This window comes from Paraburkholderia sp. RL17-347-BIC-D, from assembly GCF_046027915.1.
GTDB lineage: Bacteria > Pseudomonadota > Gammaproteobacteria > Burkholderiales > Burkholderiaceae > Paraburkholderia.
In genome coordinates this window covers 1-25,181 of the sequence record NZ_JARESS010000037.1, presented here as the reverse complement: position 1 = coordinate 25,181, position 25,181 = coordinate 1, and the positions used below count along the sequence as shown (strand labels likewise).

General features: G+C 63.3%; 18 protein-coding genes, 1 pseudogene and 2 riboswitches. Of the genes and pseudogenes, 10 read left to right on the top strand and 9 right to left on the bottom strand.

Annotated elements, in window-relative coordinates; all coding sequences use genetic code 11:
- Positions 1–66: 66 nt before the first annotated feature.
- The 3 genes and pseudogenes from P0D96_RS34410 to hpnJ all read right to left on the bottom strand — a co-directional run bounded on the left by P0D96_RS34410 (position 67) and on the right by hpnJ (position 4,940).
- Positions 67–570, bottom strand: coding sequence for a hypothetical protein (locus tag P0D96_RS34410; protein ID WP_408318107.1), 504 nt, complete (start codon positions 568–570; stop codon positions 67–69).
- Between the two features lie 306 nt (positions 571–876).
- A pseudogene (hpnI, locus tag P0D96_RS34405) lies at positions 877–2,049 on the bottom strand (bacteriohopanetetrol glucosamine biosynthesis glycosyltransferase HpnI); the annotation flags it as partial.
- Positions 2,050–3,518: 1,469 nt separating this feature from the next.
- Positions 3,519–4,940, bottom strand: a complete 1,422-nt coding sequence (gene hpnJ / locus P0D96_RS34400) for a hopanoid biosynthesis associated radical SAM protein HpnJ (RefSeq protein ID WP_408318105.1) — start codon at positions 4,938–4,940, stop codon at positions 3,519–3,521.
- A gap of 627 nt (positions 4,941–5,567) precedes the next feature.
- On the opposite strand from hpnJ, the gene P0D96_RS34395 reads away from it, so the two are divergent.
- The 6 genes from P0D96_RS34395 (at position 5,568) to P0D96_RS34370 (ending at position 12,384) form a co-directional block, all read left to right on the top strand.
- Positions 5,568–5,909, top strand: coding sequence for a hypothetical protein (locus tag P0D96_RS34395; RefSeq protein WP_132377041.1), 342 nt, complete (start codon positions 5,568–5,570; stop codon positions 5,907–5,909).
- Between the two features lie 281 nt (positions 5,910–6,190).
- Complete coding sequence (locus tag P0D96_RS34390; protein ID WP_408293444.1) at positions 6,191–6,466, top strand: hypothetical protein; 276 nt, start codon at positions 6,191–6,193, stop codon at positions 6,464–6,466.
- A 475-nt stretch (positions 6,467–6,941) separates the two neighbouring features.
- On the top strand, positions 6,942–7,679 hold the full coding sequence (locus P0D96_RS34385; protein WP_408182674.1) for a response regulator transcription factor: 738 nt from the start codon (positions 6,942–6,944) through the stop codon (positions 7,677–7,679).
- On the top strand, positions 7,676–9,127 hold the full coding sequence (locus tag P0D96_RS34380) for a FecR family protein (RefSeq protein ID WP_408318103.1): 1,452 nt from the start codon (positions 7,676–7,678) through the stop codon (positions 9,125–9,127). Before P0D96_RS34385 ends, P0D96_RS34380 begins: the two co-directional genes overlap by 4 nt.
- 66 nt (positions 9,128–9,193) lie before the next feature.
- The gene (locus P0D96_RS34375) at positions 9,194–11,743 is read left to right on the top strand and encodes a CHASE2 domain-containing protein (RefSeq protein ID WP_408318101.1); all 2,550 of its coding nucleotides are present in this window, start codon (positions 9,194–9,196) and stop codon (positions 11,741–11,743) included.
- Positions 11,740–12,384, top strand: coding sequence for a DUF4136 domain-containing protein (locus P0D96_RS34370; protein ID WP_408318099.1), 645 nt, complete (start codon positions 11,740–11,742; stop codon positions 12,382–12,384). Before P0D96_RS34375 ends, P0D96_RS34370 begins: the two co-directional genes overlap by 4 nt.
- Positions 12,385–12,396: 12 nt before the next feature.
- Here P0D96_RS34370 and bluB read toward each other — a convergent pair whose 3' ends face one another.
- Genes bluB through cobA form a run of 5 tightly spaced genes read right to left on the bottom strand, consistent with a single transcriptional unit; the run spans position 12,397 to position 16,169 of the window.
- Entirely contained in the window at positions 12,397–13,056 is a 660-nt protein-coding gene (bluB, locus tag P0D96_RS34365) for a 5,6-dimethylbenzimidazole synthase (protein WP_132377047.1), read from the bottom strand.
- The gene (locus tag P0D96_RS34360) at positions 13,040–14,338 is read right to left on the bottom strand and encodes a cobyrinic acid a,c-diamide synthase CobB (protein WP_408318097.1); all 1,299 of its coding nucleotides are present in this window, start codon (positions 14,336–14,338) and stop codon (positions 13,040–13,042) included. Before P0D96_RS34360 ends, bluB begins: the two co-directional genes overlap by 17 nt.
- Before the next feature lie 3 nt (positions 14,339–14,341).
- Positions 14,342–14,944 carry a cob(I)yrinic acid a,c-diamide adenosyltransferase gene (gene cobO / locus P0D96_RS34355; protein ID WP_132377049.1) on the bottom strand — a complete coding sequence of 201 codons (603 nt, stop codon included), beginning with the start codon at positions 14,942–14,944 and terminating at the stop codon, positions 14,342–14,344.
- An 11-nt stretch (positions 14,945–14,955) separates the two neighbouring features.
- Positions 14,956–15,399 carry a cobalamin biosynthesis protein gene (locus tag P0D96_RS34350; protein WP_408318095.1) on the bottom strand — a complete coding sequence of 148 codons (444 nt, stop codon included), beginning with the start codon at positions 15,397–15,399 and terminating at the stop codon, positions 14,956–14,958.
- Entirely contained in the window at positions 15,396–16,169 is a 774-nt protein-coding gene (gene cobA, locus P0D96_RS34345; protein WP_408318150.1) for a uroporphyrinogen-III C-methyltransferase, read from the bottom strand. Before cobA ends, P0D96_RS34350 begins: the two co-directional genes overlap by 4 nt.
- 238 nt (positions 16,170–16,407) lie before the next feature.
- A riboswitch (cobalamin riboswitch) is annotated at positions 16,408–16,659 on the bottom strand.
- Positions 16,660–16,726: 67 nt separating this feature from the next.
- A riboswitch (cobalamin riboswitch) is annotated at positions 16,727–17,007 on the top strand.
- A 199-nt stretch (positions 17,008–17,206) separates the two neighbouring features.
- Between cobA and cobW the strand changes: the two genes are divergently transcribed.
- The 4 genes from cobW (at position 17,207) to P0D96_RS34325 (ending at position 23,849) form a co-directional block, all read left to right on the top strand.
- On the top strand, positions 17,207–18,298 hold the full coding sequence (gene cobW, locus P0D96_RS34340) for a cobalamin biosynthesis protein CobW (RefSeq protein ID WP_408182664.1): 1,092 nt from the start codon (positions 17,207–17,209) through the stop codon (positions 18,296–18,298).
- A gap of 6 nt (positions 18,299–18,304) precedes the next feature.
- The gene (gene cobN, locus P0D96_RS34335) at positions 18,305–22,111 is read left to right on the top strand and encodes a cobaltochelatase subunit CobN (RefSeq protein WP_408318092.1); all 3,807 of its coding nucleotides are present in this window, start codon (positions 18,305–18,307) and stop codon (positions 22,109–22,111) included.
- The gene (locus P0D96_RS34330; RefSeq protein WP_408318090.1) at positions 22,108–23,178 is read left to right on the top strand and encodes a magnesium chelatase ATPase subunit I; all 1,071 of its coding nucleotides are present in this window, start codon (positions 22,108–22,110) and stop codon (positions 23,176–23,178) included. Before cobN ends, P0D96_RS34330 begins: the two co-directional genes overlap by 4 nt.
- Before the next feature lie 131 nt (positions 23,179–23,309).
- The gene (locus tag P0D96_RS34325; RefSeq protein ID WP_408318148.1) at positions 23,310–23,849 is read left to right on the top strand and encodes a vWA domain-containing protein; all 540 of its coding nucleotides are present in this window, start codon (positions 23,310–23,312) and stop codon (positions 23,847–23,849) included.
- A gap of 35 nt (positions 23,850–23,884) precedes the next feature.
- Here P0D96_RS34325 and P0D96_RS34320 read toward each other — a convergent pair whose 3' ends face one another.
- Positions 23,885–24,829, bottom strand: a complete 945-nt coding sequence (locus tag P0D96_RS34320) for a flagellar brake protein (protein ID WP_408318089.1) — start codon at positions 24,827–24,829, stop codon at positions 23,885–23,887.
- Between the last annotated feature and the right edge of the window lie 352 nt (positions 24,830–25,181).

Below are 25,181 nucleotides of genomic sequence, written 5' to 3'. Positions count from 1 at the left end.
AACCCGACAAAGATAATGGGTTTGCCTTCGCGGCCTCGCGAACAATTGATTGCCTGCTTGCTGTCGTTAGAACCGATTGCGCTGGCTGGGATCGAATTGCGGATCAGGTGATCTCTGCGTCTGTCGCAGGACTCCTTGATCGTCGAAGTAAAAGTTGTATATCAGATGCTCAATGTTGTTCTCCATGTACCGGTAGGACCACACTTCTCTGTTCACCCGCTTGAAGTAGGAGGTTTCGAAAGGGCGGCCAAAGTTGACCAGCACGTCGTCCCGGGTCCACTTTCCCACCTCCGCGCGATAGAACTCTTTGTCTTGAAGTACTTGCCGAACACCAAGTACTTTGCCGGAAGCGTCGATGTCGGCTGCCGTTGTCGTCGTTCCCATGGGCTGGGTCGGCCACATCAGCCGCTTGCCACCGTTTGGTAGATCGTACGTTTCCTTGGGCGGACCCAAGCGGGCAATAAGTACAGACTGGTCTGCACCAGCTTCCACCTGCCGATGCGGCTCAGTACAACCCGCGAGCATCAACGCCGCAATACCAACGATCTGGAGTGCAAGTCGGTTAAGCATGGAAGTGCTCCACTATCGGTAATCGCGCCTGGCAGTCTCGTTCTTATGGAGCATTGCACTGCGGCTTGATGAACGAGGTCCAGGCGTGCGCTGCTGTCGGACGTATTCGTTACGCCTGAAACGACGAAGCGGCAATAACCGTCTTGACTAGCAAGTTGTCAACGGCACGAGAGGTTTTTTCGTGCAATCTTCGTCACCCAACATACAACTATCGACTGCACCAGCACACAGCTCTGTATTGGGCCCCACTGCTTCGAACCCGTGCAACCTTCCACCCAAATGTACATGACCGTCACTCGTCCTGACTGGCGACAGCAGTCCGTTGCCGTCCACCTTGAAGGTGAAACCGCGCCAGATGACGCGCGTCGACAGGAAACTCGCCACGAAGATCGAAAACGACACGATGTCCCAGAACGGCAATAGCCACAGATCGCGACGTGCTTGCCGCAACGCCCGATCCACCTGGATTTTCAGCGCGAGTCGCGCGAGGAGCGCTAGCGCAGCAAGCGGCCAAGCCCATGCTGCGCCGCCGGAAACGAACACAGCCAGCAGAGCGAAGGCGAATGGATGTATCAACGCCGAGCCTAGATGGCCGATCGGATCGATCGTCCGGATGGTCCGACTCCAGCGCAATTCGTGCGCAATCAACTCTGCGGCGCTGGCCTCGACGCAGGCGTGCGACACTGTGAACGGCGGAATCACGACCTTCTCGCCGATCATGCGCACCGCCTCGCCAATCGCATGGTCCTCCGCCAGGTGATGCACGAACTGGGTAAAGCCGCCGATCTTCTCGAGCGTTTCGCGCCGCATCGCAATGGTCTGCCCAAAACACGGACGTGCCATGCCGAGCGCAAGCCCTGTTACGACGCTGGGCAGGAACTGGTAATTGGTCGCCTTGGCCGACAGGCGCGGCCAAAAACCAGGATCGGGCTGTCCGCGATAGACGCAGGTGACAAGCCCTACACCGGGCTTCTGCAGTTCGCCGATCACATTGCGCAGATAGCCCGCGTCCACGCTCACGTCGCTGTCCGCGAACACCAGCACATCATGCTGCGCCTCGGGCAGCATGTTGAGAATGTTGCTCATCTTGCGGTTGGGACCATAAAGGCGCGCATCAGCAACTACCGTGATGTGTGCTTTTGGGTGCAGCAGACGCAGTTGTTCGACCACGTGCAACGCCGGATCTCCCGCGTCGTGTACCCCGAACAGGAATTGCACCGGGCCTGGATAGTCCTGCTGGCAGAAGGTCGATAGGTTGCTGAGCAAGGTCCACTCGTCGCCGTGCAGTGGTTTGAGGATCGTGACAGGCGGAAAGCTGGTGGGCTGCGTCGTCGTACGGGCAAAGAAACGCCCGATCAAAGCGCCGGCCAGTAGCGTGTACACGATCCCCAGCGCGGCGCCGATGCCACATAGAAGCGCAAATCCGATGAGAAACGAATGTGCCACAAGTAGTAGGCCTTCGAAGGCGATCAGACTCATTTGTTAATCTGGTCAGTTAACACTAGCGCCATCATCTGGCGCTCGCGGCGAGGCGAGTGAACTGTATTGCAGATGATTTCAGTCAGTACACAACACACCGTGAACGCCTGGACGCCACGCCCTGTTACGAAGAATATCGGAGTTCCCCGGGGGTTCCAACCCGCGCTGCATTTCGAGCCTGTCATCTCGAGCATTTGGATATCAGGCACCATGCACGCGGGAGGCCTCTGAAAATCGATGTGGTTGGGGATATCCTTGGCACAAGCGAAAGCGCGTCTTCGTCAGCAAGGAGTAAGCGATTTGCGATCTGATTCACCTTCGCGTGATCGCCCAATTTCGTTTGCCTGGAATTCCAAATCGAACGTCAGATACCAAAATTAACTACTTCAATGTCTATAGTGACAAGCCACACACTGCGGGCATTTACTGCAACACGAATGGCTCTGACTAGCCGCTTCCTTCCTCATTGCCTATCCTGCGGCGGCAGCACTTCCTATCCGTTAGTCTTTAGAAGCATAGAAGTTTTGTCGCGCTTTACCGAAATTTGTTGTTAGTCGTTTTTGTGCGCTGGCTAGCAGGAAACCTGGCATGAGCCTCACGCTCTCATGAAACTGATTTCGCTTATCGTCGAGGTCGTATTCCACGACGCTAGTTGGGTAACTCACCAAGGGCATACTGTTGTGAAGGTTGGTGGCACTGCGACCGTGGCTACGTTGTCGGCATTGCTGCTGATACTCGCTCGCACTACGTCCAGCAACTCGCGTATCTTCGCGCGGGGACGGGACACTCCGGTCACACGCGGCCACACCTATGCGTTTGTTCGACGCCTTATTGGTGAGAGTGTGGCTCAGGATTCTGCTGAGGGAGTGGAACATTCATCCCGGGCGACTCTGGACGTGGCTGCGGGGCCGTGGTCCTGTCTTCCCCGGAGCCGGAAGCAGAGGCTGGCGCCATCGCCGCAGGCGGGGTCGGCGCTACGGCAGCGCTAACAAGGAATCCAGCCGATGTAAGGAAGATTGCCGCTAATAACAAAAATTCCATGGTATTTGCCTCGCCAGTGTTAGTGACCCGTGCCGATGCGCGGGCCGGCATCCGCGCAACGCACTTGGTCATCTACACTCTCCTGCGACATGGCAGGTGCCAGCAATTACGCGGTACCGGTAACCTACCTCCGCCCCTTGCCGTTCAAATGACGTATGTCAAATTGTGCGTTCGACGAGACGCCCCGAGACAAAAAAGCACTGAGCGTGCAATCCGGTAGCCAGTTCGACCGGACGATCGTTGTGCCGCAGAGGCTTCCGAGCCGAGTGCGGGTCTGGCCGTAGAAAGCCGACCTGGATTCCCGACCGCGACCGCGACACGCTTCTTGTCACTTTAAGCGTGAGTCGGTCCGGGCAGTTGAGCCGACCCGTTCGATGTTCTTCCTGATGCCGGGCGGCCCATCATTCCGAGAAAGGTAGACCGGCGCCTCATGCCTTGCGTGCACGAAGATATCTGAAGAACTCTACGCCTTCCTGCAGGCGCCGTTTCATCATCTCCCAACTCACCAGCATCTCGCGGACGATTTCCCAGATCTTTGTTGGTCTGAAATAAAAGCGTTTATAGAACTCCTCAACGCCAACGTAGATCTCTTCGCGCGACAAATGCGGATAGCCAATCGTGGAAGCCTGGGTGCCTGCCGAATTGACGAGGGCGATGACCTTCCCTTCATTCAACCATCCGTTCTCCACCGCTTGCTTATGAAGGACGGTTCCCGGATAGGGCGCGGCGAGTGACACCTGAATCGTGTGGGGATTGATCTCTTTCGCGTATTTGATCGTCTTCTCGATCGTTTCGTGCGTCTCGCCGGGAAGCCCAAGAATGAACGTGCCGTGGATCTTGATGCCGAGCTTGCGGCAATCGTCGCTGAACTGGCGGGCCATATCGGTCCGCAGGCCCTTTTTGACGTTCACGAGAATCTGATCGTCGCCGGATTCGTACCCGACGAGCAAGAGCCGCAGCCCATTCTCTTTCATCACTTTGAGGGTTGAATAGGGCACGTTCGCCTTGGCGTTGCACGACCACGTCACGCCTAACTTGCCGAGACCACGAGCGATCTCTTCGGCTCTCGGTCGGAGATCCGTAAAGGTATCGTCATCGAACATGATCTCCTTGATTTCGGGCATGTTGTCCCTGATCCATTTCACTTCTTCGAGGACGTTCTCGACCGAGCGCGTGCGGTAGCGATGACCCCCAACCGTATGCGGCCAGAGGCAAAAGGTGCATCTGGATTTGCAGCCTCGCCCCGTGTAGAGCGACAGATACGGATGCTTGAGATAGCCGCTGAAGTAATTCTCCGGCGTTAGGTCGCGCTTATAGATCGGTGAGACGAACGGTAACTGGTCCATGTCTTCGAGAATCGGTCGGGCGTCGTTGTGCATGATCCCGCCATCCGGCAGACGATAGCTCAGTCCGAGAATCGATTTGAACGGGAGGCCCTGTGCGATCTCGCGACAAGTGAAGTCGAATTCTTCGCGGCACACGAAGTCGAGTGCGTCGCTCGCAGTCAGCGAGCCGTGAGGATCGACAGCGACTTTTGCACCGATCATCCCGATCAGGATCCGGGGCTTGCGCCGCTTCAGGTGCTCTGCAAATTGAACATCACTCTGGAACGATGGAGAGCTTGTGTGAATGATTACCAGTTCGTATTTCTGAGCAATGTCGAGTGTCGTATCCAGCGACAGGTCATCTGCGGGAGCATCCACGACGCGGCTATCTTCAATCAGCGCAGCGGGCTGGACGAGCCACGTTGGATACCAGAATGATCGAATCTCGCGCTTCGTTTGGAAGCGTGAGCCCGCTCCGCCATCGAAGCCTTCAAATGAAGGTGCCTGCAGAAACAGCGTTTTCATGAATACCCTCGAAGAGAATAGTCCGCGTGGCCGGGATTAGTCACCCACTTGGACTCGCCAGGCATCGGCGATGTTCGCGAAGTGTTTCGAAGCCTTCAAAAAGATAACAATGATTAGGTAGTTGCTTTGGAAGTCGTCATCTCCTGTGCGCCCACGGAAGCGGGCGTGCAGGGATTCGCCGCATCATCACATTTTCAGAGCCGCACAACAGTTGACGTGAAGTGGTGAGGCAGCGGCTATCGCTGGGGAGCACGAGGCGAATCAAGAATACTACGACTTGGCGCCTCGGCATGACGAAAAATCGATCTTTTAACCTGTCGATAGTTACAGTGCGATTACGTTGAAGGTGGAAGGTCGCATAAACCCGGTGTCGATGCTCAGCTAGCGAAACGCACACTTACAAGGCCACGCCCGCGGCGATCTTACGCCGTGTTTACCGTCATTAGCGATTCATCCTGTACTAGACTATTTCTGCGCCGCCCGAGACATCACCTCGGACATCAAGCGGTGTCCGGTGCTGCGTGCAGCACCGGGCCGTCGTCGAATCCCCTACGGACCGGCCAGCGGCAATAGCGGCACGGATCTGCGCGATCACAGCGCTTGCTGCTCCAGAGCGGGAGACGAACCATGACGCAAGAGCGAGTCAATACAGACGGTGTTCCTGTTGGCAACGGCGAGCGCATCAGCCCGGTCGAATTTTTACTGATGGCAGGCTTTCTTACGTATCGGGCTCCGCTGGCGCCGATCGCTGCCCGAGTTGCGGCCCGACGCGTTCTCGATGCCATACTCGGTGCTGCGGCAGCTCACGGTTTTGCAGATTCGGACGCTCTCGAGACGATGATGGCGTGCGCTGAAAAGTCTTCGCGCATGCGGAGCCTTGCGGAGCAGGCCACCGCCGCAGTCGGGGATACGGTCGCTTACCTGCACGTGATTCGCTGTGCCGGCGTAACGCTGGAGGTGGACCCGTAAACGCACGCTTCGACAAACGTCCACGCGTCAAGGCGTTTCTTCCTTTTGGGGGCTTGCCGTTCGTACGTCTCGCCGCGCACCGCGAGCAGCAACGCGTATGCAGCAGACCAGAAGTATGGAAGCAGAATCATCGAAGTCGCTGGATAGATCAGCGACAGCTAGGTTCGCCAAGTTTCATCTTGATGCGGTTCGCATAGGTGGGGCGATCTCTTAACCTTTCCAACAGACCGAAGGCCATCCCGCGAGTGACGGTTTCAGGAAGCTGGTCCAGAGTCGGCTCGATGGGGATGTCGAGCGCGTATCGGGTATTTGCCTGCACTGCGGGACTGGTGTTGTACGTGTCCGGCCAGATAGTCGGTGACGAGGCGCCGGACGGTATATGCACCAACACCATGTTTGGTGTCCGATGCGGCCGCGTGCGCTCTGGCACGACGTCGGTCGAGGGCGGGATCTTCGCCAGTGTCACGGATATTTCATTTTGCGTTCCGCTCGACGACCGCTGCGGCGATCTGCGTATTTCGATGTATATCTGCGGTGGCAGCCTCAATTCGGTTTAACAATCTTTAAACGATTTATTTTGAGACTGTTTCTATACTGACTCGCAAATTGTCAAATCGCCGTAACCTCAATGCGGGACGAGGCCTGAAAAGACAACGGCAAACGGGGCCAATTACCGTGCGAGCGAGACCAGCCGACCCGAACTACGATCCTTGCGGTCGATACCAATAAATAGCATCGCATAGCCGGACCGGATAGCGGCTTAATCGCATCCGGAAAACAGCGGCCGTTTTTCGATTATGATGAACTGCCCCCTTCGATACCCGGCGCGATAAAGCCAATCACGCGTCCCAATATCGAGACTGCGGCGGCAGGACCGGACCGGACAGGGCGTAAGGCAAAGGACCACTAGTCGAAAAATGTGCAGCCGAAGATGAAATTGGAAGCCGGATCGTCGGTGCTTTACGCCGTCATCCCGGTCATCTGCCGGCTAGCCGGCCACCAGTTACGAAGGATGTCGCGTTGCGGGGTGTTATGAGAATTGCTGTCCTGGATGACGATTCGGCTCAGGCCGACCTGGTTTGCCAAACGCTGTCGGCGGCGGGCCATATCTGTCACGCATACGGTGCGGGCCGCGAACTGGTGCGGCAGTTGCGGCGCCAGACGTTCGATCTGCTGGTGCTCGACTGGAACGTGCCCGACATGTCGGGCGAAGAGGTGCTGCGCTGGGTGCGCGAAAGCCTCTCCGAGCGCCTGCCGGTGCTGTTCATGACGAGCCGCGGCCGCGAAACCGACATCACGTCGATTCTCAACACGGGCGCGGACGACTATGTCGTCAAACCGGTGTCCGCCGCGGTCTTGCTGGCGCGCGTCGGCTCACTCCTGCGCCGCGCTTACCACCTCAAGCCGCCCGCGGCGAAGGAAGTCTTCGGCGAATTCGAATTCGATCTGGGCGCCAAGCATGTGGTGGTGCGCGGCACGGCAGTGGCCGTCACGCAGAAGGAATTCGAGCTTGCGCTCCTGCTGTTCCAGCATCTGAGCCGGCCGCTGTCGCGCGCGCACATTCTCGATGTGATCTGGAAGCAGGCAACCGACATTCCGTCGCGCACCATGGACACCCACGTGTCGATGCTGCGCAGCAAGCTCGGTCTGCGCCCGGAGCACGGCTATCGTCTGACGCCGATTTACGGTTATGGCTACCGGCTCGAACGGGTCGATTCCGCCACGCCGCCGGCAGCAGCCGACGAACGCCCCGAAGCGGGGGAGGCGTGACGTTTTCCGTCGATGGAGCAGCGCGCGGCAGCGCGGTTTCGCCGGGCCGCCGCAGCGGTGCATGGCTCGCGGCAGCCGGCCTGCTCGCGATGTCCTGTTTCGCGCCGGTGTCGGCGTCCGCGCAATCGCCGCGCGCACCGAAGCGTGCAAAAGCCGCTGCGCCGGAATACGTCTCGTATCTGACCCACGAAGGCGACACGCTGTACGACATCGCCGGCCGCTATATGCGCGATCCGAATGATTGGGCCGTGCTGAGCCGCCTGAATCATGTGCCCGCGCCACGCCGCATGCCGGCGGGCATCGCTTTGCTTCTGCCCGCCGGCAAGCTCAAACAGGAACAGGAGTCGGCCCGCGTGATCGCGACCAGCGGACCGGCCGAGCACGCGTTCGGCAAGAACCCCTACGTGCCGCTCGCGGAAGGCACGACCCTCGGCGAAGGCGACCGCGTCCGCACCGGGGACAACGGCTTTGTGACGCTGGAGTTGCCGGACGGCTCGCACGTCACGGTGGGGCAGAACGGCCTGCTGGATATCGGCACGCTGCGGCGCACCACACTGACCGGCGCCGGCGATCGCATGCTTGAACTGCGCAGCGGCGAAGTCGAAAGCCAGGTAACGCACGCGACGAAAAAGGACGACCGCTTTCAGATCCGCTCGCCGTCGGTCGTGGCGGGTGTGCGCGGTACGCGCTTCAAGGTCGCTTACGACGGCGACGCGCGAACCACCGCGGTCGAAGTGCTGGACGGCGCAGTTGGCGTCGACCCGGCGGCGCTCGGCGGCCGTGCTTCGGCGCCGCTGCCCGGCGTGCCGCTGCAGAGCTCCGCGCAGCTCGTGAAGGCGCGCTTCGGCAGTGTGACGCGCTCGGGCGAAGCGATCGGCGGACCGGTCGAGTTGCTGCCCGCGCCGGCGCTTACGCAGCCGGCCAAAGTGCAGGACGGCAAGACCGTCGCGTTCGATCTCGCGCCGGCCGACCGTGCCGTGGCCTATCGCGTGCAAATCGCACGCGACGCCGACCGGCTCGACCTGATCCGCGATCAGCGCGTCAGCGAGCCGCATGCGGATTTCGGCGACCTGGCCGACGGTACCTATTTCGTACGCATCGCCGCGATCGACTCCAACGGCCTCGAAGGCCTGCCGCAGGTGTACGCGTTCGAACGCCGCCAGCTCGGGCTGGCCGCGTCGGCGACGCAGCGGGCCGGCAGCCGCGACTATGAATTCCGCTGGTTCGTCAGCCGCGCCACGGTCGAAACACGCTTTCGTTTCGTGCTGGCGACCACGGCCGATCTGCGCCATCCGCTTGTGGACCGCACCGATCTGTCGGGCGGCCAAGTGGTCGTAAGCGATCTGCCGGCCGGCGTCTATTACTGGACGATCGTCGCGGAGCAGTTCGAGAACGGCCGCTTCTACGAAAAGAGCAGCGCGGTGCGCTCGTTTACGCTTGCGCGCTGACGCTGGTAGATTCACGGGGCTGAGCCATGCATCAGCCCGCTTCCTGGCTTCGAACCAAGCAACCCTTTGCCGACCACACCTACGCGCCTGAGCCTCGATCCGCGCGCCCGTCTCGGACGGCGCGCCGGCCGCCGCTTCCTGATCGAATGGGTGGGCATCGGCTGTCTGGGCATCGTGGTGATTCTGCTCAGTTCGCTCGGCCGTCTGAGCGCGAGTGTCGATCAACTGGTCTACGACCGCTTTCTGAGCCTGCATGCGCAACCTTTGCTGCGCGATATCGTGGTGGTCGAAATCGACAACGCGAGCATCGCGCAACTCGGGCGCTGGCCGTGGCCGCGCAGTGTCCACGCGAAGCTGCTTGAACGGATCGCCAGCGCGAAGCCCGCCGCGGTGATCTACGACGTGCTGTTCACCGAGGCCAATCCGCAAGACGCCGAACTGGCCCGCGCCATCGCGATGAGTCCGACCTATCTGCCGGTATTGCTCACCGCAGCCGATGACGGCGGCCGCCGCGTCGTGGTCGAGCCGGTGGCGCCGCTCGCGCATGCGGCGGCGGGGCTCGGCCATATCAATCTCGAAGTCGACAGCGACGGCATCGTGCGCAGCGTCGCGCGGTACGAGGGCGGCGCCGATTCACGCTGGCCGCAATTGATGGTGCCGGTCGCCCAGGCGGCAGAGCTTGGCTCGCTCCATCTGAACGGCTGGCAGCGCAGCCATGCTTTGGCCGCATCCGCATCCGCATCCGCATCCGCATCCGCAGTCGCAGCCGCAGCCGCAGCCGCAGCCGCAGCCGCAGCCGCAGCCGACGACGGCGGCGAAGGCCGCTTCCTGATCCCCTTCGGTCCGAACGCGCAGAACTATACCAAGCTGAGTTTCGTGCGCGTGCTCGCCGGCGACGTGACACCGGACCAGTTGCGCGGCCGCATCGTGTTGATCGGCGTGACCGCGTCGGGCTTGTACGACCGCTTCGCGACACCGGTGTCCGGCAAACTCGGCCCGCTGCCCGGCGTGTATATCCACGCGAACGTGCTCGATACGCTACTCACCGGCCGCGAAATCGAGCCGGTCTATCCGTGGATGCTGTTCGCAGCGTCGCTCGCGCCGCTTGCCGCGCTGCTGGCCGGATTTCTCGTGCTGTCGCCGCGCCGTTCGTTGCTGCTGACCGGCGCACTGTGTCTGCTCGCGGCGGCCGGCAGCGCGGCCTTGCTGTACGGCGCGCGGCTGTGGATGTCGCCGGTGCCGGCGATTCTGGGTCTCGTGACCGTCTATCCGATCTGGAACTGGCGGCGCCTCGAAATGACGATGGCGTATCTGCGCGGAGAACTGCAGCGCCTCGCCGACGAACCCCATCTGCTGCCGGAAACGCCGCAGCGCCGCCGCGAGTTCGGCGGCGACGTGCTGGAGCAGCACATGGCGCTGATGGCGCAGGCCGCGCAGCGCGTGCAGGACATGAAGCGTTTCGTGTGGGACAGCCTCGACAGCATGCCCGAGCCGATCCTCGTGAGCGACGTGCGTGGCGTCGTGCTGATCGCAAATCACGCCGCCAAGGCGCATTTCGCGCGGCTCGGCGCGCCGCTGCCCGAAGGCCGTTCGATGCAAGCCGTGCTGGGGAGCCTGACGCTCGTGAAGACGATCGACGGCGACGCGGCGTCGGATGCCGAAAACAATCTGCTCGCCCGCACGCACTGGCCGGCGCCGCTCGATCCGGCGCGCCACGAATTCGCCGCGCTGATGGCGCACGGCGTCGAGGTGCGCGACGCCCACGAGCGCGACCACTTGCTGCGCTACGCGAACTGCACCAACGAGCAGGGCGAGACCACCGGCTGGATCGCGGGCCTTGTCGACGTGTCGGCCTTGCATGCGGCCGAGCGTCAGCGGGAAGACGCGCTGCGGCTTCTGTCGCACGACATGCGCTCGCCGCAGGCGTCGATTCTGGCGCTGGTGGAGATCGAGCGCGCCCGCAGCGAGCCGGGGCTCGCGCGCGCCTTGCTGGAGCGCATCGAACGCTACGCGCAGCGCGCGCTCACGCTGGCCGACGATTTCGTGCAACTGGCGCGCGCCGAATCGCAAACCTATGTGCTCGAACCGGTGAGCCTGACCGAGTTGCTGATCGACGCCAGCGACGAAGTCTGGCCGCAGGCGCACGCCAAGCGCATCACGCTCCACACGGAGACTGGCGCCGCCGACGCCGCCGACGACGGCCACTGGATCTGCGCCGACCGTTCGTTGATGACCCGCGCGCTCGTCAACATTCTGAACAACGCGGTCAAGTACAGTCCGCCGGATACGCGGATCGTGTGTAGCCTTGCGAGCCTGACGCCGAAGTGCGTGCCGGGCGCGGCCAGGCGCGTGTCGTGCACGATTCGCGATCAGGGCTACGGCATACCCAAAGAGGAGCAGGCAGGGCTGTTCGAGCGCTTCCGGCGGTTTCACGAAACCGAGCGGCCGGAAGTGGGCGGCGCGGGGCTCGGCATGGCCTTCGTCAAGACGGTCGTCACGCGCCACGGCGGCGATGTCGAAGTGGCGAGCGAGCCCGGCCAGGGCACGGCATTTACGCTCTGCTTACCGGTGCTTGAAGATGCGCAATCGGGCGCCTCGCTCGCGCCACGAACATGACATATGAATACGCACCCTATCGAAGCGAGAAGATGGTGAAAGCAATCCTGATCTGTGCCGCGCTGGCCGCGGCGAGTCTCACCGGATGCGCAGGTCTGAGCGCCGACGTGCATACCGCCGACGCCGCGAACGCGGCCGCCGCGCTGCAAGGCGAGCGGACTTACACGATGGCGCGCATGCCGTCGCAGGAGGCCAGCGCGGACCATCCACAATTCGAAAGCCTGTTGGTGGACGAGTTGACGAAACAGGGCTTCGTCGAAACGACGGGGCAGTCCGGACGTTATCTGCTTTCAGTGGCCTACGACACGCGCCCGGCGACGATCGGCGTCGGTGAAACAGGCTGCACGTCGGGCGACTGTGTTCGACCGCCTGAAACACCATTCTCGCTGTTCGGCGGCCCCGCGTACCAGCATGCGCTGACGCTGCGGTTTTTCGAGCGTGCGAGCGGACAGGAGGTCTACAAAGTCAGCGCGGTGAGCAGCGACCGCGATGCGGATCCGTTGCATGCCATCCCGACGCTCGTCAAAAGCGCGCTGGCCAGGTTTCCCTTCGATGCGCCGCCAGATTGGCGCGTGAAACTGCGCGCCGACGAAACTGGCGGCCTGCCGAAAGTCATGTCGGTAAAGCCGCTTCAGCCGTAACGCGCGTCGAGATCATTCCGACGCATTGCTGTCTTCCGGCCAACGGTTTTCGAACACGCAGTCGGTAAGCGGCATGCGGCTCGCCCAGCGTTCGGTTTCCAGCATCGGCTCGCTATAAAACTGGTCGACGTGGCCCAGACACAGAATCGCCACGGGCCGCGCGCCCTCGGGCATGTGCAGCAGTTGGCGAACCACGTCGACGTCGAACAGCGACACCCAGCCCATGCCGAGACCCTCGGCGCGCGCGGCCAGCCACATGTTCTGGATCGCGCACGCCACCGACGCGAGGTCCATCTCCGGCAAGGTCCGGCGGCCGAATATGTGGCGCTCGCGGCCGTCCATCAGCGCCATCACCAGCAACTCGCCGCAGTCCAGCATGCCTTCCACTTTCAGCTTCATGAACTCTTCGCGGCGTTTGCCGAGCGCATCGGCGGTGGCGAGGCGTTCGTTCTCCACCGTGTCATGCAAAGCGGTCCGAAGCGCAGGATCGGTGATCCGCGCGATTCGCCACGGCTGCATGAAGCCGACGCTCGGCGCGTGATGCGCCGCGTCGAGCAGGCGCTGCAGCACGGCGGGGTCGACCGGATCGCGCACGAAATGGCGCATGTCGCGGCGTTCGTAAATCGCGCGGTAGACGGCGTCGCGCTCGGAATCGTTAAAAGGCTTCGCCATGGAACAGGGCGGCCGTGAAGGCCGGGTTGGAGGGCCAATAAGCGTGCATGTAAGTCGCCACGACCGAGCCGGCGCGATAGACGGCCTCGCCCGGCGCGTCGCCCTGCGGCCGGGTCGCTGAACGCAGCGGCGTAAGCGACGTGTTCAGCTTCGAGTAATGAAACGTATGGCCCGTCATCGGCCCGTGCAGGCTGTCGATCTGCTGCATGCCGAGCGCGGTGAAGCGCGTTTGCATCGTTGCGTGGCCGGGCAGCAGGCCGAGCATCGATGTGGTCGCGCCGTGCGTGTCGGTGAGTTGGTCGAGCAGATAGAGCATGCCGCCGCATTCGGCGACGAGCGGCTTGCCGGAGCTCGCGTGCGCGTGAATGCTTGCGGCGCTGCGGGCGTTGCTGGCCAGCGCTTCGGCGTGCAGTTCAGGGTAGCCGCCGGGAAGGTACAAAGCGTCGGCGTGTTCCGGCAGTGCTTCGTCGGCGAGCGGCGAGAAGAAGGCGACTTGCGCGCCGAGTGCTTCCAGCAGCGCGATGTTGGCCGGATAGATGAACGAGAACGCGGCGTCGCGCGCAATCGCAATTGTCTTGCCTTCCAGCAGGCGCGGCAGGACGTCCGATAAGGGCGCGCCGAATTCGACAGGCGGTGGGAGTTCGGCGAGCGCGGTGCGGCCTAGAGTGTCAGCGGCACGATCCAGGCGCGCGTCGAGATCGTCGATTTCGTCCGCCTGATGCAAGCCGAGGTGCCGGTCGGGCAGCGCGATTTCATCGCTGGCGGCAATGTGCCCGCACCAGCGCAACTCCGGCGGTAACGCTTCTTCGAGCATCTGCGCATGCCGCGCGGAGCCGACGCGATTGGCGAGCACGCCATAAAACGGCACCTGCGGCCGGAATTGCGCGAGACCGAAGGCGACCGCGCCGAAGGTCTGCGCCATCGCCTTCGCCGAAATCACCGCGAGCACCGGCACGCCGAACGTGGTGGCGAGATCGGCGCTGCTCGGCGTGCCGTCGAACAGACCCATCACGCCTTCGATCAGGATCAGATCGGCTTCGGCGGCCGCTTGCGCGAGCAGCGTGCGGCAGGCGGCTTCGCCCACCATCCATAGATCGAGTGAGAGCACGGGCGCGCCGCTCGCGCGCGCCAGAATCATCGGATCGAGAAAGTCCGGTCCGGTCTTGAAGACGCGCACGCGTCGCCCCAGCCGCCGATGGTAGCGCGCGAGACCCGCCGTGATCGTGGTCTTGCCTTGGCCCGACGCGGGCGCGCTGATGAACAGGGCGGGGCACGCGGCCATCGCTCAGAACTCCACGCCGCGCTGCGCTTTCACGCCTTGCTCGCGATACGGATGCTTGACGATGCGCATTTCGGTGACGAGATCGGCGGCTTCGATCAACGCGTCCGGCGCGTGGCGGCCGGTCACCACCACATGCAGCATGGGCGCGCGCGCGGTCAGCACCGCGAGGACTTCGTCGAGCGGCAGGTATTCGTACTTGAGTACCGTGTTCAGCTCGTCGAGGATCACCATCTGGTAATCGCCGCTCTCGATCATGCGGCGCGCTTCGTCCCAGCCTTTGCGCGCGGTCGCGATGTCGGCGTCGCGGTTCTGCGTGTTCCAGGTGTAGCCGTCGCCCATCGTGACGAAATCGCAGTTGGCGATCGCGCCGAGAAAGTCGCGCTCCGACGTGTGCAGCGCGCCCTTGATGAACTGCACGACACCCAGGCGCATGCCGTGGCCGAGCACGCGCACGGCCATGCCGAACGCGGCGGTGGTTTTGCCTTTGCCGGTGCCGGTGTTGACGATCAGCAGGCCTTTTTCGACGGTGGCGTTGGCCTGTTTTTTCTCGTGGCCTTCGCGGCGACGCTCGGTCATGCGTTGATGCGATTCGGGATCGGTCTTCATGGCAGGTCCTGTTACTGAGTGTCGTTGTTTGGGTGTTCACTATCGGCGTGCGCGGCGCTCGAAGCAATCGCCACGGTGACGCCGGCATGGACGGTTTTGCGCACGACGAGGCGGGCTCGATCCGCATTGAGCGCGCCGGGTTCGCCGAGCCCGGCAGTCGCGGCAAGCAGCGCACACGGCTCGCAAACACCGTCCACGCCGAGATGCTCGCGCACTGCCGCCGAAGGCTCCGCCACGGGCATCGACGCGATCTGATCAAGGCTGAAGAATGTCAGCGGCAGCGCATGACGTGCGCAAAATTCGAGCAGGCCCGTTTCGTCGGCTTTGGTATCGACCGAGGCCACGCTGCGGATTTCGTCGAACGAATGCGCGCCGAGCGCGGCGCGCACCGCGGCTTCGATCTGCGCAGCCGGGCTGTGCAAACGGCAACCGATGCCGACGCTCAGCGTTTTCATTGCGTATCCGTTCCGTCTGCGGGCGGCGTTGCAGCGTCGGCCTGCGCCGCCGCGCGCTCCAAGGCTAGCGACGCCACACCGCCGATCACCACGATCGCCGGCGAGCCGAGCCCGGCGCGCGCGACGATATCGGCGAATTCGCCGAGCCGCGCGAGCGCATGGCGTTGCCCGGGACGCGTGGCCGATTCGATCGCCGCGCACGGCGTGTCGGCGCTCATGCCGGCCGCGAGCAACGCGCCGACGATATCGTTGAGCCGCCGCATGCCCATGTAGATCACGAGCGTCATGCGGGTGGCCGCGAGCGCGGCCCAGTCCGGCTCGCCGCTGCCCGCGCCGTGTCCGGTGACGAACACCACGCCCTGCGCGTGATCGCGATGCGTGACGGGAATGCCGATCGCCGCGGGCGCCGCGATTCCCGCAGTAATGCCGTTGATGACTTCCACCTCGATGCCCGCCGCGTGCAGTGCCTGCTGTTCTTCGCCGCCACGGCCGAATACGAACGGATCGCCGCCTTTCAAACGCGCGACGCTGCGCCCGGCCCGCACATGTTCGAGCAACTGCGCGACGATGCCGTCCTGCGGCGTGGATGGATGGCCGCCGCGTTTGCCGACGTAGACGACGAGCGCGTCGGCACGCGCGAACTGCAGCACCTCGGGATTCACCAGATCGTCGACCAGCACCACGTCGGCCTGCGCCAATGCACGGGTCGCCTTGATGGTCATGAGCTCGACGTCGCCGGGGCCGGCGCCGATCAGCCAGGCGCGGGTCATCGCGGCGTGCATGGCGAGCGCCATGTCGTGACAAGCGGAAAGGGGTAAAGCGCGGACGGTCGCCAGGCGGCGGACTTTGGGGTCATGCGGTACGACGGATTCAGGCACGGCGCAATGTGTGGCGCGTAGCGATTCCAGCCGGAATCCGCATACGTGGACACACTATGTCGTGCTTCAGCGCCTTCACATCCGTCCCTCGCGGATTCCGGCGGCCGGCGGCGCGATGTTGCCCTGAGGTTCGCCGCCTCCGCGTCTGGCCGGTATCCGGGCTGGCGGCCTCATGCGCTTTGCCTTCCCGTCCGCATTCGCTGGAATGTGCTGGACAGTGGCATCGAAAAAACGCATGCGCGGCGTAAGACAACTCAAGATTGCGCCGCAGGTCGCTTACCGTTGCGGGGACAGCACAGGTTGAGCGCATGGAGCGCCGCCTGTTTCCCGTTTAACTGCACACGCGAATGCATGTGCGGGCACCAAACGCGCGCATACGATAGCACATGGCGCCCCGCCCGATAAGCGCTTGCGGCTTGCGGTTCCTTGACGGCACCGGGCCGCGGGCCTACACTCGCACGCACTTTGGTGCTCGTATGCGCGCTCGTGCGCATGCAGTTAAACGGGAAACAGGGTACCCACCTGCCATGGATCGGGTCAACCTGTGCTGCCCCCGCAACGGTAAGCGAAATGTGGTGCTAAGTTCAGTTCATTAGCGCCGCGGAGCCGGCTTCGATGTCCACGCGCAAGGCCGCGTCGGCATATCACCACTGGGCGAGAAATCACTCGCCCGGGAAGGGGAAGCGGCGCTTTCGCCAGCCCGGATACCGGCCAGAATACGAAGGACGAACGCCGCGGGGATGCGGCGCTGCGTTCATGACCTCATTCCCGCTTTCTGTTTTTCTGTTGTCGCGGCAACGCCGTCGTTCGTCCCCGTGTTTTGTTATCGTCGTGGCTGGCCGGGCCTGTGCCTCGTTTTGCCCGGCGTAGGCAGATGGCCATACAGACACAGCGGCGTGCGCGTGCAACTCCTACGGATGGACCTCACGATGCAAACTCAAATGCGCAAGATCCCCGTCACCATCGTCACGGGCTTTCTCGGCAGCGGCAAGACCACGCTGCTGCGGCATATTCTTCAGCATGCGGGCGGCAAGCGCATCGCGGTGATCGTCAACGAGTTCGGCGAACTCGGCATCGACGGGGAAATCCTCAAGGGTTGCGGCATAGGTTGCGATGAAAACGGTGTCGAAACCGAAGGCCAACTGTATGAACTCGCGAACGGCTGCTTGTGCTGCACCGTGCAGGAAGAGTTTTTTCCGGTGATGGAAAAGCTCGTGGAACGCCGCGATCAGATCGATCACGTGCTGATCGAGACGTCGGGTCTCGCGTTGCCGAAGCCGCTGGTGCAGGCCTTCAACTGGCCGCAGATCAAGAACAGTTTCACCGTCGATGCCGTGGTCACCGTGGTGGACGGCCCGGCCGCCGCGAGCGGTCAGTTTGCCGACAACCCCGTCGCCGTGGATGCGCAACGCAAGGCCGATCCGAATCTCGATCACGAGTCGCCGTTGCACGAACTGTTTGAAGATCAGTTGTCCGCGGCCGATCTGGTGATTCTGAACAAGACGGATTTGCTCGACGACGCGCAGCAAAGCGCGGTTGAAGTGTTGCTCCGCGAGGAGATTCCGCCGCAAGTGAAGATCGTGCGCGCGCACATGGGGCAACTCGATCTGCACACGTTGCTGGGCCTCGAAGCGGCCTCGGAAGACACGATCCACTTGCGCCACGATCACCACGGTTCCGCCGACGACGCCGACCACCATCATGACGAATTCGACTCGGTGGTCGTGCAGGCGAATGTGTCGTCGCGCGAAGCGGTGATCGCTGCGTTGCAGCGTCTGGTCGAAACGAACACGATTTACCGCGTCAAAGGTTTCGCGGCGCTGCCGGGCGCGGTGATGCGTCTGGTGATCCAGGGCGTGGGCCGGCGCTTCGACAGCTATTTCGATCGACGCTGGCAGGCCGGCGAAAGCGGCCGGAGCCGCTTCGTGCTGATCGGCGAGGATCTCGATCAGGCCGCGTTGCAGCGCGCGTTCGACGCGGCGCTCGGCGTGCCGTCGAGCGTCGAAACGCAACAGGCGTAAGCGCTCATGCATCTGCTGCGTACCACGCCTGGCGGTTTTGTCGACGATACGCAAGGCGTGATCCGTATCGATCAGCAGCCCGCGGATATCGTGGTGCTCAGTTCCGCCGATACCACGCTGTCGCTGCTGGCGAGCGTTTTTCCGCGCCTGGGTGAGGGCTTCCCGAGCGTGCGGCTCGCGAACGTCACGTATTTGCGGCAACCGGCGTCGGTCGATTTCTATGTCGAAGACGTCTTGCAGCATGCACGCGTGGTGGTGGTCGATCACCTCGGCGGCGAGGCGTATTGGCCTTACGGCATCGAGCAGGTGGTGGCGCTCGCCGAGCGCAAGCAGCAGACGCTCGCGATGTTTTCCGGCGATCTGCAGGAAGATCCGAACCTGCTCGCGCGCAGCACCGCGAGCGCCGATCTGTGCCATCAGCTCTGGCGCTATCTGCGTGAAGGCGGCCCACAAAATGCCGAGGCGTTCCTGCGCTGTATCGCGCACCGTGTCTGCGGGTGGGGACGCGAACCGGCGCCACCGCGCGCGTTGCCTGCCGCGACGCTCTACCATCCCGAGCGTGACACGCCGACGGTTGCCGATTGGCAGGCGCGCTGGCGGCAGGACGCGCCGGTCGCGGCGATCCTGTTCTACAAGGCGCATCTGCAGGCCGCCAATACGACCGTGTTCGATGCGCTGATCGACGCGCTCGAATCGCAAGGCCTGAATCCGCTGCCGATCGCGATTACTTCGCTGAAAGATGCGATGAGCCGAGACGTCGTGCAGTCGCTGTGCGCGCAGCACGATGTCGCACTGGTGCTGAATACGACCGCCTTCGCCGCGTCGGCGATCGACGACCCCGAGCCACTCGCGCTCGCCGGCGATGCGCCGGTGTTCCAGGTGATCCTGAGCGGCGGCAATCGCGAGGATTGGGTCAAGGACAATCAAGGCCTCAATTCGCGCGATATCGCCATGCATATCGCGCTGCCGGAAGTGGATGGCCGCATCATCACGCGCGCGATCAGTTTCAAGGGGCTCGCGTACCGTTGTCCTCACACTCAGGTCGACGTGGTGCGTTATCAGCCTGACGCCGAACGAGTCGGCTTTCTCGCTGAACTGAGCCGGCGCTGGTGCCGTCTGCGTTCACTCGATAACGTGGACAAGAAACTCGCGCTGATCCTCGCCAACTATCCGATGAGCGAAGGGCGCATCGGCAATGGCGTGGGCCTCGATACGCCCGCCTCGGTGGTCGGCATTCTGTCGATGCTGCGCGCCGAGGGCTATCGTCTCGCCGACTTGCCCGCGAACGGCGACGCGTTGTTGAAGAAGCTCACCGAAGGCGTGACCAACGATCCGGTCGTGCGCGATCTGCGTCCCGCGCTGCAAAGCCTGGCTCTCGACGACTATCTCGCGCATTTCAATGCGTTGCCCGCCGAGGCGCGCCAGGCTCTCAACGCACGTTGGGGTACGCCCGAACAGGACCCGAAGCTGCGACGCGGCCGCTTCATGATCGCGGGCTGGCGCTGCGGACAGGTGTTCGTCGGCATTCAACCGTCGCGTTCGCGCGAACAGGGCGACTACGCGAGCTATCACGACGCCGAACTCGTGCCGCCGCATGCGTATCTGGCGTTCTATTTCTGGTTGCGTCACCAGTTCGGCATCGACGCGATCGTGCATGTCGGCAAGCACGGCAATCTGGAATGGCTGCCCGGCAAGAGCGTCGCGTTGAGCGATGCCTGCTGGCCCGATCTGATTCTCGGGCCGATGCCGCATCTGTATCCGTTCATCGTCAACGATCCCGGCGAGGGCAGCCAGGCGAAACGCCGCGCGCAGGCCGTCATCATCGATCACCTGATGCCGCCGCTCACGCGCGCCGAAAGTTACGGACCCTTGCAGGATCTCGAGCGCCAGGTCGACGAATATTATGAAGCGCTGATGGTCGATCCGCGCCGCTCGAAGCTGTTGCGACGCACGATTCTGGCGACCATCGTCGAACATAAGCTGCATGAGGAGCTGAGTCTCGCGGCGCCGAACGGGCAGGACGATGAAGACGCGCTGCTCACGCGCGTCGATGCGTGGTTGTGCGAGTTGAAGGAGGCGCAGATTCGCGATGGCTTGCATACGTTCGGGCAATCGCCTGATGGCGTGCAGCGGCGCGATACGTTGCTGGCGTTGGGGCGTTTTCCGGTCGGCGACGGCCAAGGCGGCAAGGCCGGTTTGATCGACGCGCTGGCGCGTGATCTGCGGATGGATCATCTGTTCGATCCGCTGTCGGTGGACTGGTCGGCGGCGTGGGATGGGCCGCGTCCCGATGTGCTGCAGCGCGTGAGCGATGCGCCGTGGCGGCACTGTGGCGATACGCGGGAACGGTTGGAGTTGCTGGCGGCCGAGTTGCTACGTGATGTGTGTGGCGATCGAACGGACGCATCGGTAGCGCCGTTTTATGCGGCCGGCTTGCCGCAAGCGGAGCAGGTGATCGAGCGTCTGCGTAACGACGTGTTGCCACGGCTCGACGCTTGTGGTCCGCAGGAAATACTTCAATTGAAGCGTGGCCTCGAAGGGCGTTTCGTGCCGCCGGGGCCGAGCGGTTCGCCATCGCGTGGCCGGCCCGACGTGCTGCCCACCGGCCGCAATTTCTATTCGGTCGACACGCGCGCAGTTCCCACGCAAGCCGCCTGGTCGCTCGGCTTGAAATCGGCCCAGCAGTTGATCGAACGGCACTTGCAGGAGAAAGGCGACTATCCGCGCGCCATTGGGCTTTCCGTCTGGGGTACCGCGACCATGCGCACGGGCGGCGACGATATCGCCCAGGCGCTCGCGTTGCTCGGCGTGCGGCCGAAGTGGGCGCCGGGCAGCCATCGCGTGACCGATTTCGAAATCATGCCGATCGAGGCGTTCGACCGACCGCGTATCGACGTCACCCTGCGGGTGTCCGGTTTCTTCCGCGACGCCTTCGCCAACGTCATGCATCTGTTCGACGCCGCCGTGCAGGCCGTCGCCGAACTCGACGAACCCGAGGACGTGAATCCGATTCGCGCACGCGTGCTGCGCGAACGCGATGCGTTGATCGCGCGCGGCATGGATGCCGCCGAAGCGCGCAAGCGCGCCGGCTGGCGCGTGTTCAGCGCGCGGCCCGGCGCATATGGCGCGGGTCTGCAGGACATGATCGATTCGCAGCAATGGCAGACCGACGCCGATCTCGCGAACGCGTATCAGGCGTGGGGCGGTTACGCGTACACGCAAAAGAACTCGGGCGAAGAAGCTCGCCACGCGTTCGGCACGCGCCTCGCCGCGATGGACGTGGTGCTGCAGAACCAGGACAACCGCGAGCACGACCTGCTCGATTCGAACGACTACTACCAGTTTCAGGGCGGCATGGTTGCGGCGGTGCGGCATCTGGCTGGCGATCAGCCGAGCGTGTATCACGCCGACCACAGCAATCCGGCCGCGCCGCGCGTGCGTACGCTGCATGAGGAGATCGCGCGCGTGATCCGCTCGCGCGTGGTCAATCCGAAATGGCTGGATGGCGTGAAGCGTCACGGCTACAAGGGCGCGGCTGAAATCGCCGCGACCGTCGATTATCTGTATGGCTACGATGCGACCGCGCGCGTGATCGCCGGTCATCAATATGCGCTCGTGACCGATGCCTATCTGAACGATGCGGACACCCGTGAGTTCTTGCAGCGGCATAACCCGCACGCGTTGCATTCGATTTGCGAGCGTCTGCTCGAAGCCATGCAGCGCGGTTTGTGGCAGGCGCCCGGCGACTATCGCGCGCAAGTCGAACAGCATCTGCTCGCGAGCGAGCAGCAGATCGAAGGAATGCAAACATGAATCCAGCGATGAGTGCGGGCGCCGCGCGGCCGGCTTTTCCCTTTGCCGCGCTGATCGGGCAGGCGCCGTTGCAGCAGGCGCTGCTGCTGGCCGCCATCGATCCGGGCTTAAGCGGCGTGCTGGTCACGGGGCCGCGCGGCACGGCGAAATCGACCTCCGCGCGCGCTCTGGCTGAGTTGTTGCCGCAAGGGCAACTGGTAAATCTGCCGCTTGGCGCCAGCGAAGATCGTTTGATTGGCACACTCGATATCGAAACCGTGTTGCGCGACGGCTCGGTGCGGTTCTCGCCCGGTCTGCTCGCGAAAGCGCACCACGGCGTGCTGTATGTGGACGAAATCAATCTACTGCCCGACGCACTCGTCGATGCCTTGCTCGACGCGGCTGCGAGCGGCGTGAATACCGTCGAGCGCGATGGCGTGTCGCATAGCCATGACGCCAGCTTCGTGCTGATCGGCACGATGAATCCTGAAGAGGGCGAACTGCGGCCGCAATTGATCGACCGTTTCGGCTTGATGGTCGAGTTGCAGAACTGCTTCGAGCCGCGCGTGCGTCAGGCGATCGTGAAGGCACGGCTGGCGTTCGATCTGGATCCACAGGGCTTTCGTGCGGACTATGCGCAGCAGCAGGCGGCTTATATCGAGCAGATTCGAGCGGCGCGCGAAGCGCTGCCGCAACTCGCGTTCGACGACGCCGTGCATGCGCATGTCAGCGAGCTGTGCATCGGCGCCGCCGTGGATGGCCTGCGCGCCGATCTCGTGATGCTGCGCGCGGCGCGCGCGTTGGCGGCGCTCGAACAGGCGGCCGCGGTGACGGCCGAGCATGTCGATCGGGTGGCCGAGGCGGTGTTGGTTCATCGGCGCCATGTTCGCGAGTCGCAGGCCGAAGGCGATGCGCGTAAGCGTGACGCCGAGCGGGAGGCTTCTTCCGATAGCCGTGCTTCATCTGCGGAAGGAAATGCGCCGCCGGCCGCCGCTACCGGCGATAGCGATTGGGGCTACCTCGCGCCCGAACCGGCCGGGACCACGCACGTCAAAGGCGTCATACCGCTTAGCGTAAAAAAACGCTGAGCCATCGGAAGGGCGCCGCCGCTGACTCGCGCAGCGGTTTTCGATGGCGGCAAGGCGCGGGCGTGGGTGGGCGCGGCCGCTTGAGCGGGGAACCGCGCAAGCGCATCGACTGGCCGCCGACACTCGCCGCGATGCGCCAGGACGCGCTGCGCGCCGAGCATCTGCGTTTCGTGCGCGAGGCGCCGCGCGGCGGTGTGCTGCATTGCTTCGTACTCGATTGCTCCGGCTCCATGCTGGCCGGGCAGCGCCTCGCGCTCGCCAAGGGACTGCTGATCGCCTTGTTCGATCGCGCGAGCGCCGCGCGTGCCGAAGCGGCGCTGGTCTGTTTCGGTGGCGCCGGTGCGGATGTGCGTTTCGGCCCAGCTGTGCCCCGCTGGTGGAACGAGCGGTGGCTGAGGCCCGTGGGCGGCGGAGGCGGCACGCCGTTGACGGCGGGCGTCCGGCGAGCAACCGAACTGCTGGAGCGCAGCGCGCGCCGCAAGCCCGGGCAGCAACGCTGGTTGTGGATTCTGACCGATGGTCGCACGCGTGATATGCCGGTGCGGCCGCTCGATGTGGACGAAGTCGTATTCGTCGATTTCGAGCGCGAGGCGATCCGGTTGGGACGTTGCGAAATGCTCGCCGATGCGTGGGGCGCGCGGCGTTTCACGCCGGAAGAACTGATGGGCTGAGCGGCGCGTGGGGCGTTTCGCTCTCGGGCCTGCGCTTATTTCAGACCGCTCGACCAATACACCACGTCGTCCTGGCGGTCGAACACGAAGACTTTCATCGCCATTTGCTGAGACGCGTCGAGCTGATCGAGTTCGAGCCCGTGAGTCGAAGGCTCGCCGGGGCCGCCGCCTTTGTGCACGTTGCGGATCACCGCCGTGGTTTCGATCTCCGTGTCGAGATCCTTCGATTTCAGGCGGAACGCAACGCGCAAGCGGTCGCCGACGGCGCCCAGCGTCCACGAGGCGTCCAGCGACATGCCGAGTGCGCTGATGCCTCTCGCGAGTCCGAGGCCCTCATACGATTCCCCGCTTTGACCGATGCCGAAACGCACTGCGAGGTGCGCGCGGACGCGGATCGACTTGCGTTCGCGCAGGCGGCGGATCACGCCCGGCTTCGACAGCACGACGTAGTCGAACGGCGTGCGGCAAATCGCTTCGATCGTGCAGACGAAACGAAACACCGCATGGCTGGCGATCGCGACGATTTCGATGTTTTCGCCGACGCCCAGCGGGAGCATGCGGCCTTCGTGCATCGGCGGAGTGACGAAGAGCGAAAGATTCGGCGCGAAACCGATGATGCGGCACGGATGCATCGGCGCTCCGCTGCCGAGCTGCGAGCGCACACCGATCAATGCACCGATTTCCAGATGCATGTCCTTGAGTGTCAGTTCGCCGTTGGGATCCGCTTGTGGCTCTGCCTGGAGCGGCGGTTGCGTGGCCGCGCCCACCAGGTCGCCGCGCTGCGGACGGAAGTGCCCGAACAGGAATTTGCGCTCGTCCGTGGTTGCCAGGATGGTGCCGCTGGCGAAAAGGAGCGTGCCGTCGGCGTCGACGATCGGCCAGTCGAGGGGCGTGCCTACCGGCACCTTCTCCGGATTCAGAGCTGGCATTTGGGCTGCGAGTGAGGTTTCCTCGACGTGTTCCTCAACTGGGTTATCCATGGTCGGCGGCCATTTAAGTGACAGGATATCTTGGTTGACGGCTGGCGAGAGGGAAACTTTAGGTTTTAGCGGCGCGGCCGGCTTTCCAGTTCTTGCGACGCTTCTTTCGGGTGTGCGCCGGATGGGTCTCGTGGCTCTCTATATGGTACGGAGGCTGGTTTGGCTGGTTGGCGGCGGGGAGGTGCGGTCGCGGATTACTGTTTGGCCGTCGCGAGTACGATTGCCTCATGAGTGGCCAATTAAATCGGATGGCTAACTAATTTGGCAGCGTTGTGGTGGTGGTCTGTTTCGGTGTCTCTCAACTTTCTGAAAAATATTGCGCGAAGGGGTTGACGACCTGTCGCTCGCTCTC

Coding starts and splice junctions, on each gene's coding strand:
- P0D96_RS34410 (WP_408318107.1), bottom strand. CDS start 570: ATGCTTAACCGACTTGCACTCCAGATCGTTGGTATTGCGGCGTTGATG.
- hpnJ (WP_408318105.1), bottom strand. CDS start 4,940: ATGAAAACGCTGTTTCTGCAGGCACCTTCATTTGAAGGCTTCGATGGC.
- P0D96_RS34395 (WP_132377041.1), top strand. CDS start 5,568: ATGACGCAAGAGCGAGTCAATACAGACGGTGTTCCTGTTGGCAACGGC.
- P0D96_RS34390 (WP_408293444.1), top strand. CDS start 6,191: ATGGGGATGTCGAGCGCGTATCGGGTATTTGCCTGCACTGCGGGACTG.
- P0D96_RS34385 (WP_408182674.1), top strand. CDS start 6,942: ATGAGAATTGCTGTCCTGGATGACGATTCGGCTCAGGCCGACCTGGTT.
- P0D96_RS34370 (WP_408318099.1), top strand. CDS start 11,740: ATGACATATGAATACGCACCCTATCGAAGCGAGAAGATGGTGAAAGCA.
- bluB (WP_132377047.1), bottom strand. CDS start 13,056: ATGGCGAAGCCTTTTAACGATTCCGAGCGCGACGCCGTCTACCGCGCG.
- P0D96_RS34360 (WP_408318097.1), bottom strand. CDS start 14,338: ATGGCCGCGTGCCCCGCCCTGTTCATCAGCGCGCCCGCGTCGGGCCAA.
- cobO (WP_132377049.1), bottom strand. CDS start 14,944: ATGAAGACCGATCCCGAATCGCATCAACGCATGACCGAGCGTCGCCGC.
- P0D96_RS34350 (WP_408318095.1), bottom strand. CDS start 15,399: ATGAAAACGCTGAGCGTCGGCATCGGTTGCCGTTTGCACAGCCCGGCT.
- cobA (WP_408318150.1), bottom strand. CDS start 16,169: ATGACCCGCGCCTGGCTGATCGGCGCCGGCCCCGGCGACGTCGAGCTC.
- cobW (WP_408182664.1), top strand. CDS start 17,207: ATGCAAACTCAAATGCGCAAGATCCCCGTCACCATCGTCACGGGCTTT.
- cobN (WP_408318092.1), top strand. CDS start 18,305: ATGCATCTGCTGCGTACCACGCCTGGCGGTTTTGTCGACGATACGCAA.
- P0D96_RS34330 (WP_408318090.1), top strand. CDS start 22,108: ATGAATCCAGCGATGAGTGCGGGCGCCGCGCGGCCGGCTTTTCCCTTT.
- P0D96_RS34325 (WP_408318148.1), top strand. CDS start 23,310: ATGCGCCAGGACGCGCTGCGCGCCGAGCATCTGCGTTTCGTGCGCGAG.
- P0D96_RS34320 (WP_408318089.1), bottom strand. CDS start 24,829: ATGGATAACCCAGTTGAGGAACACGTCGAGGAAACCTCACTCGCAGCC.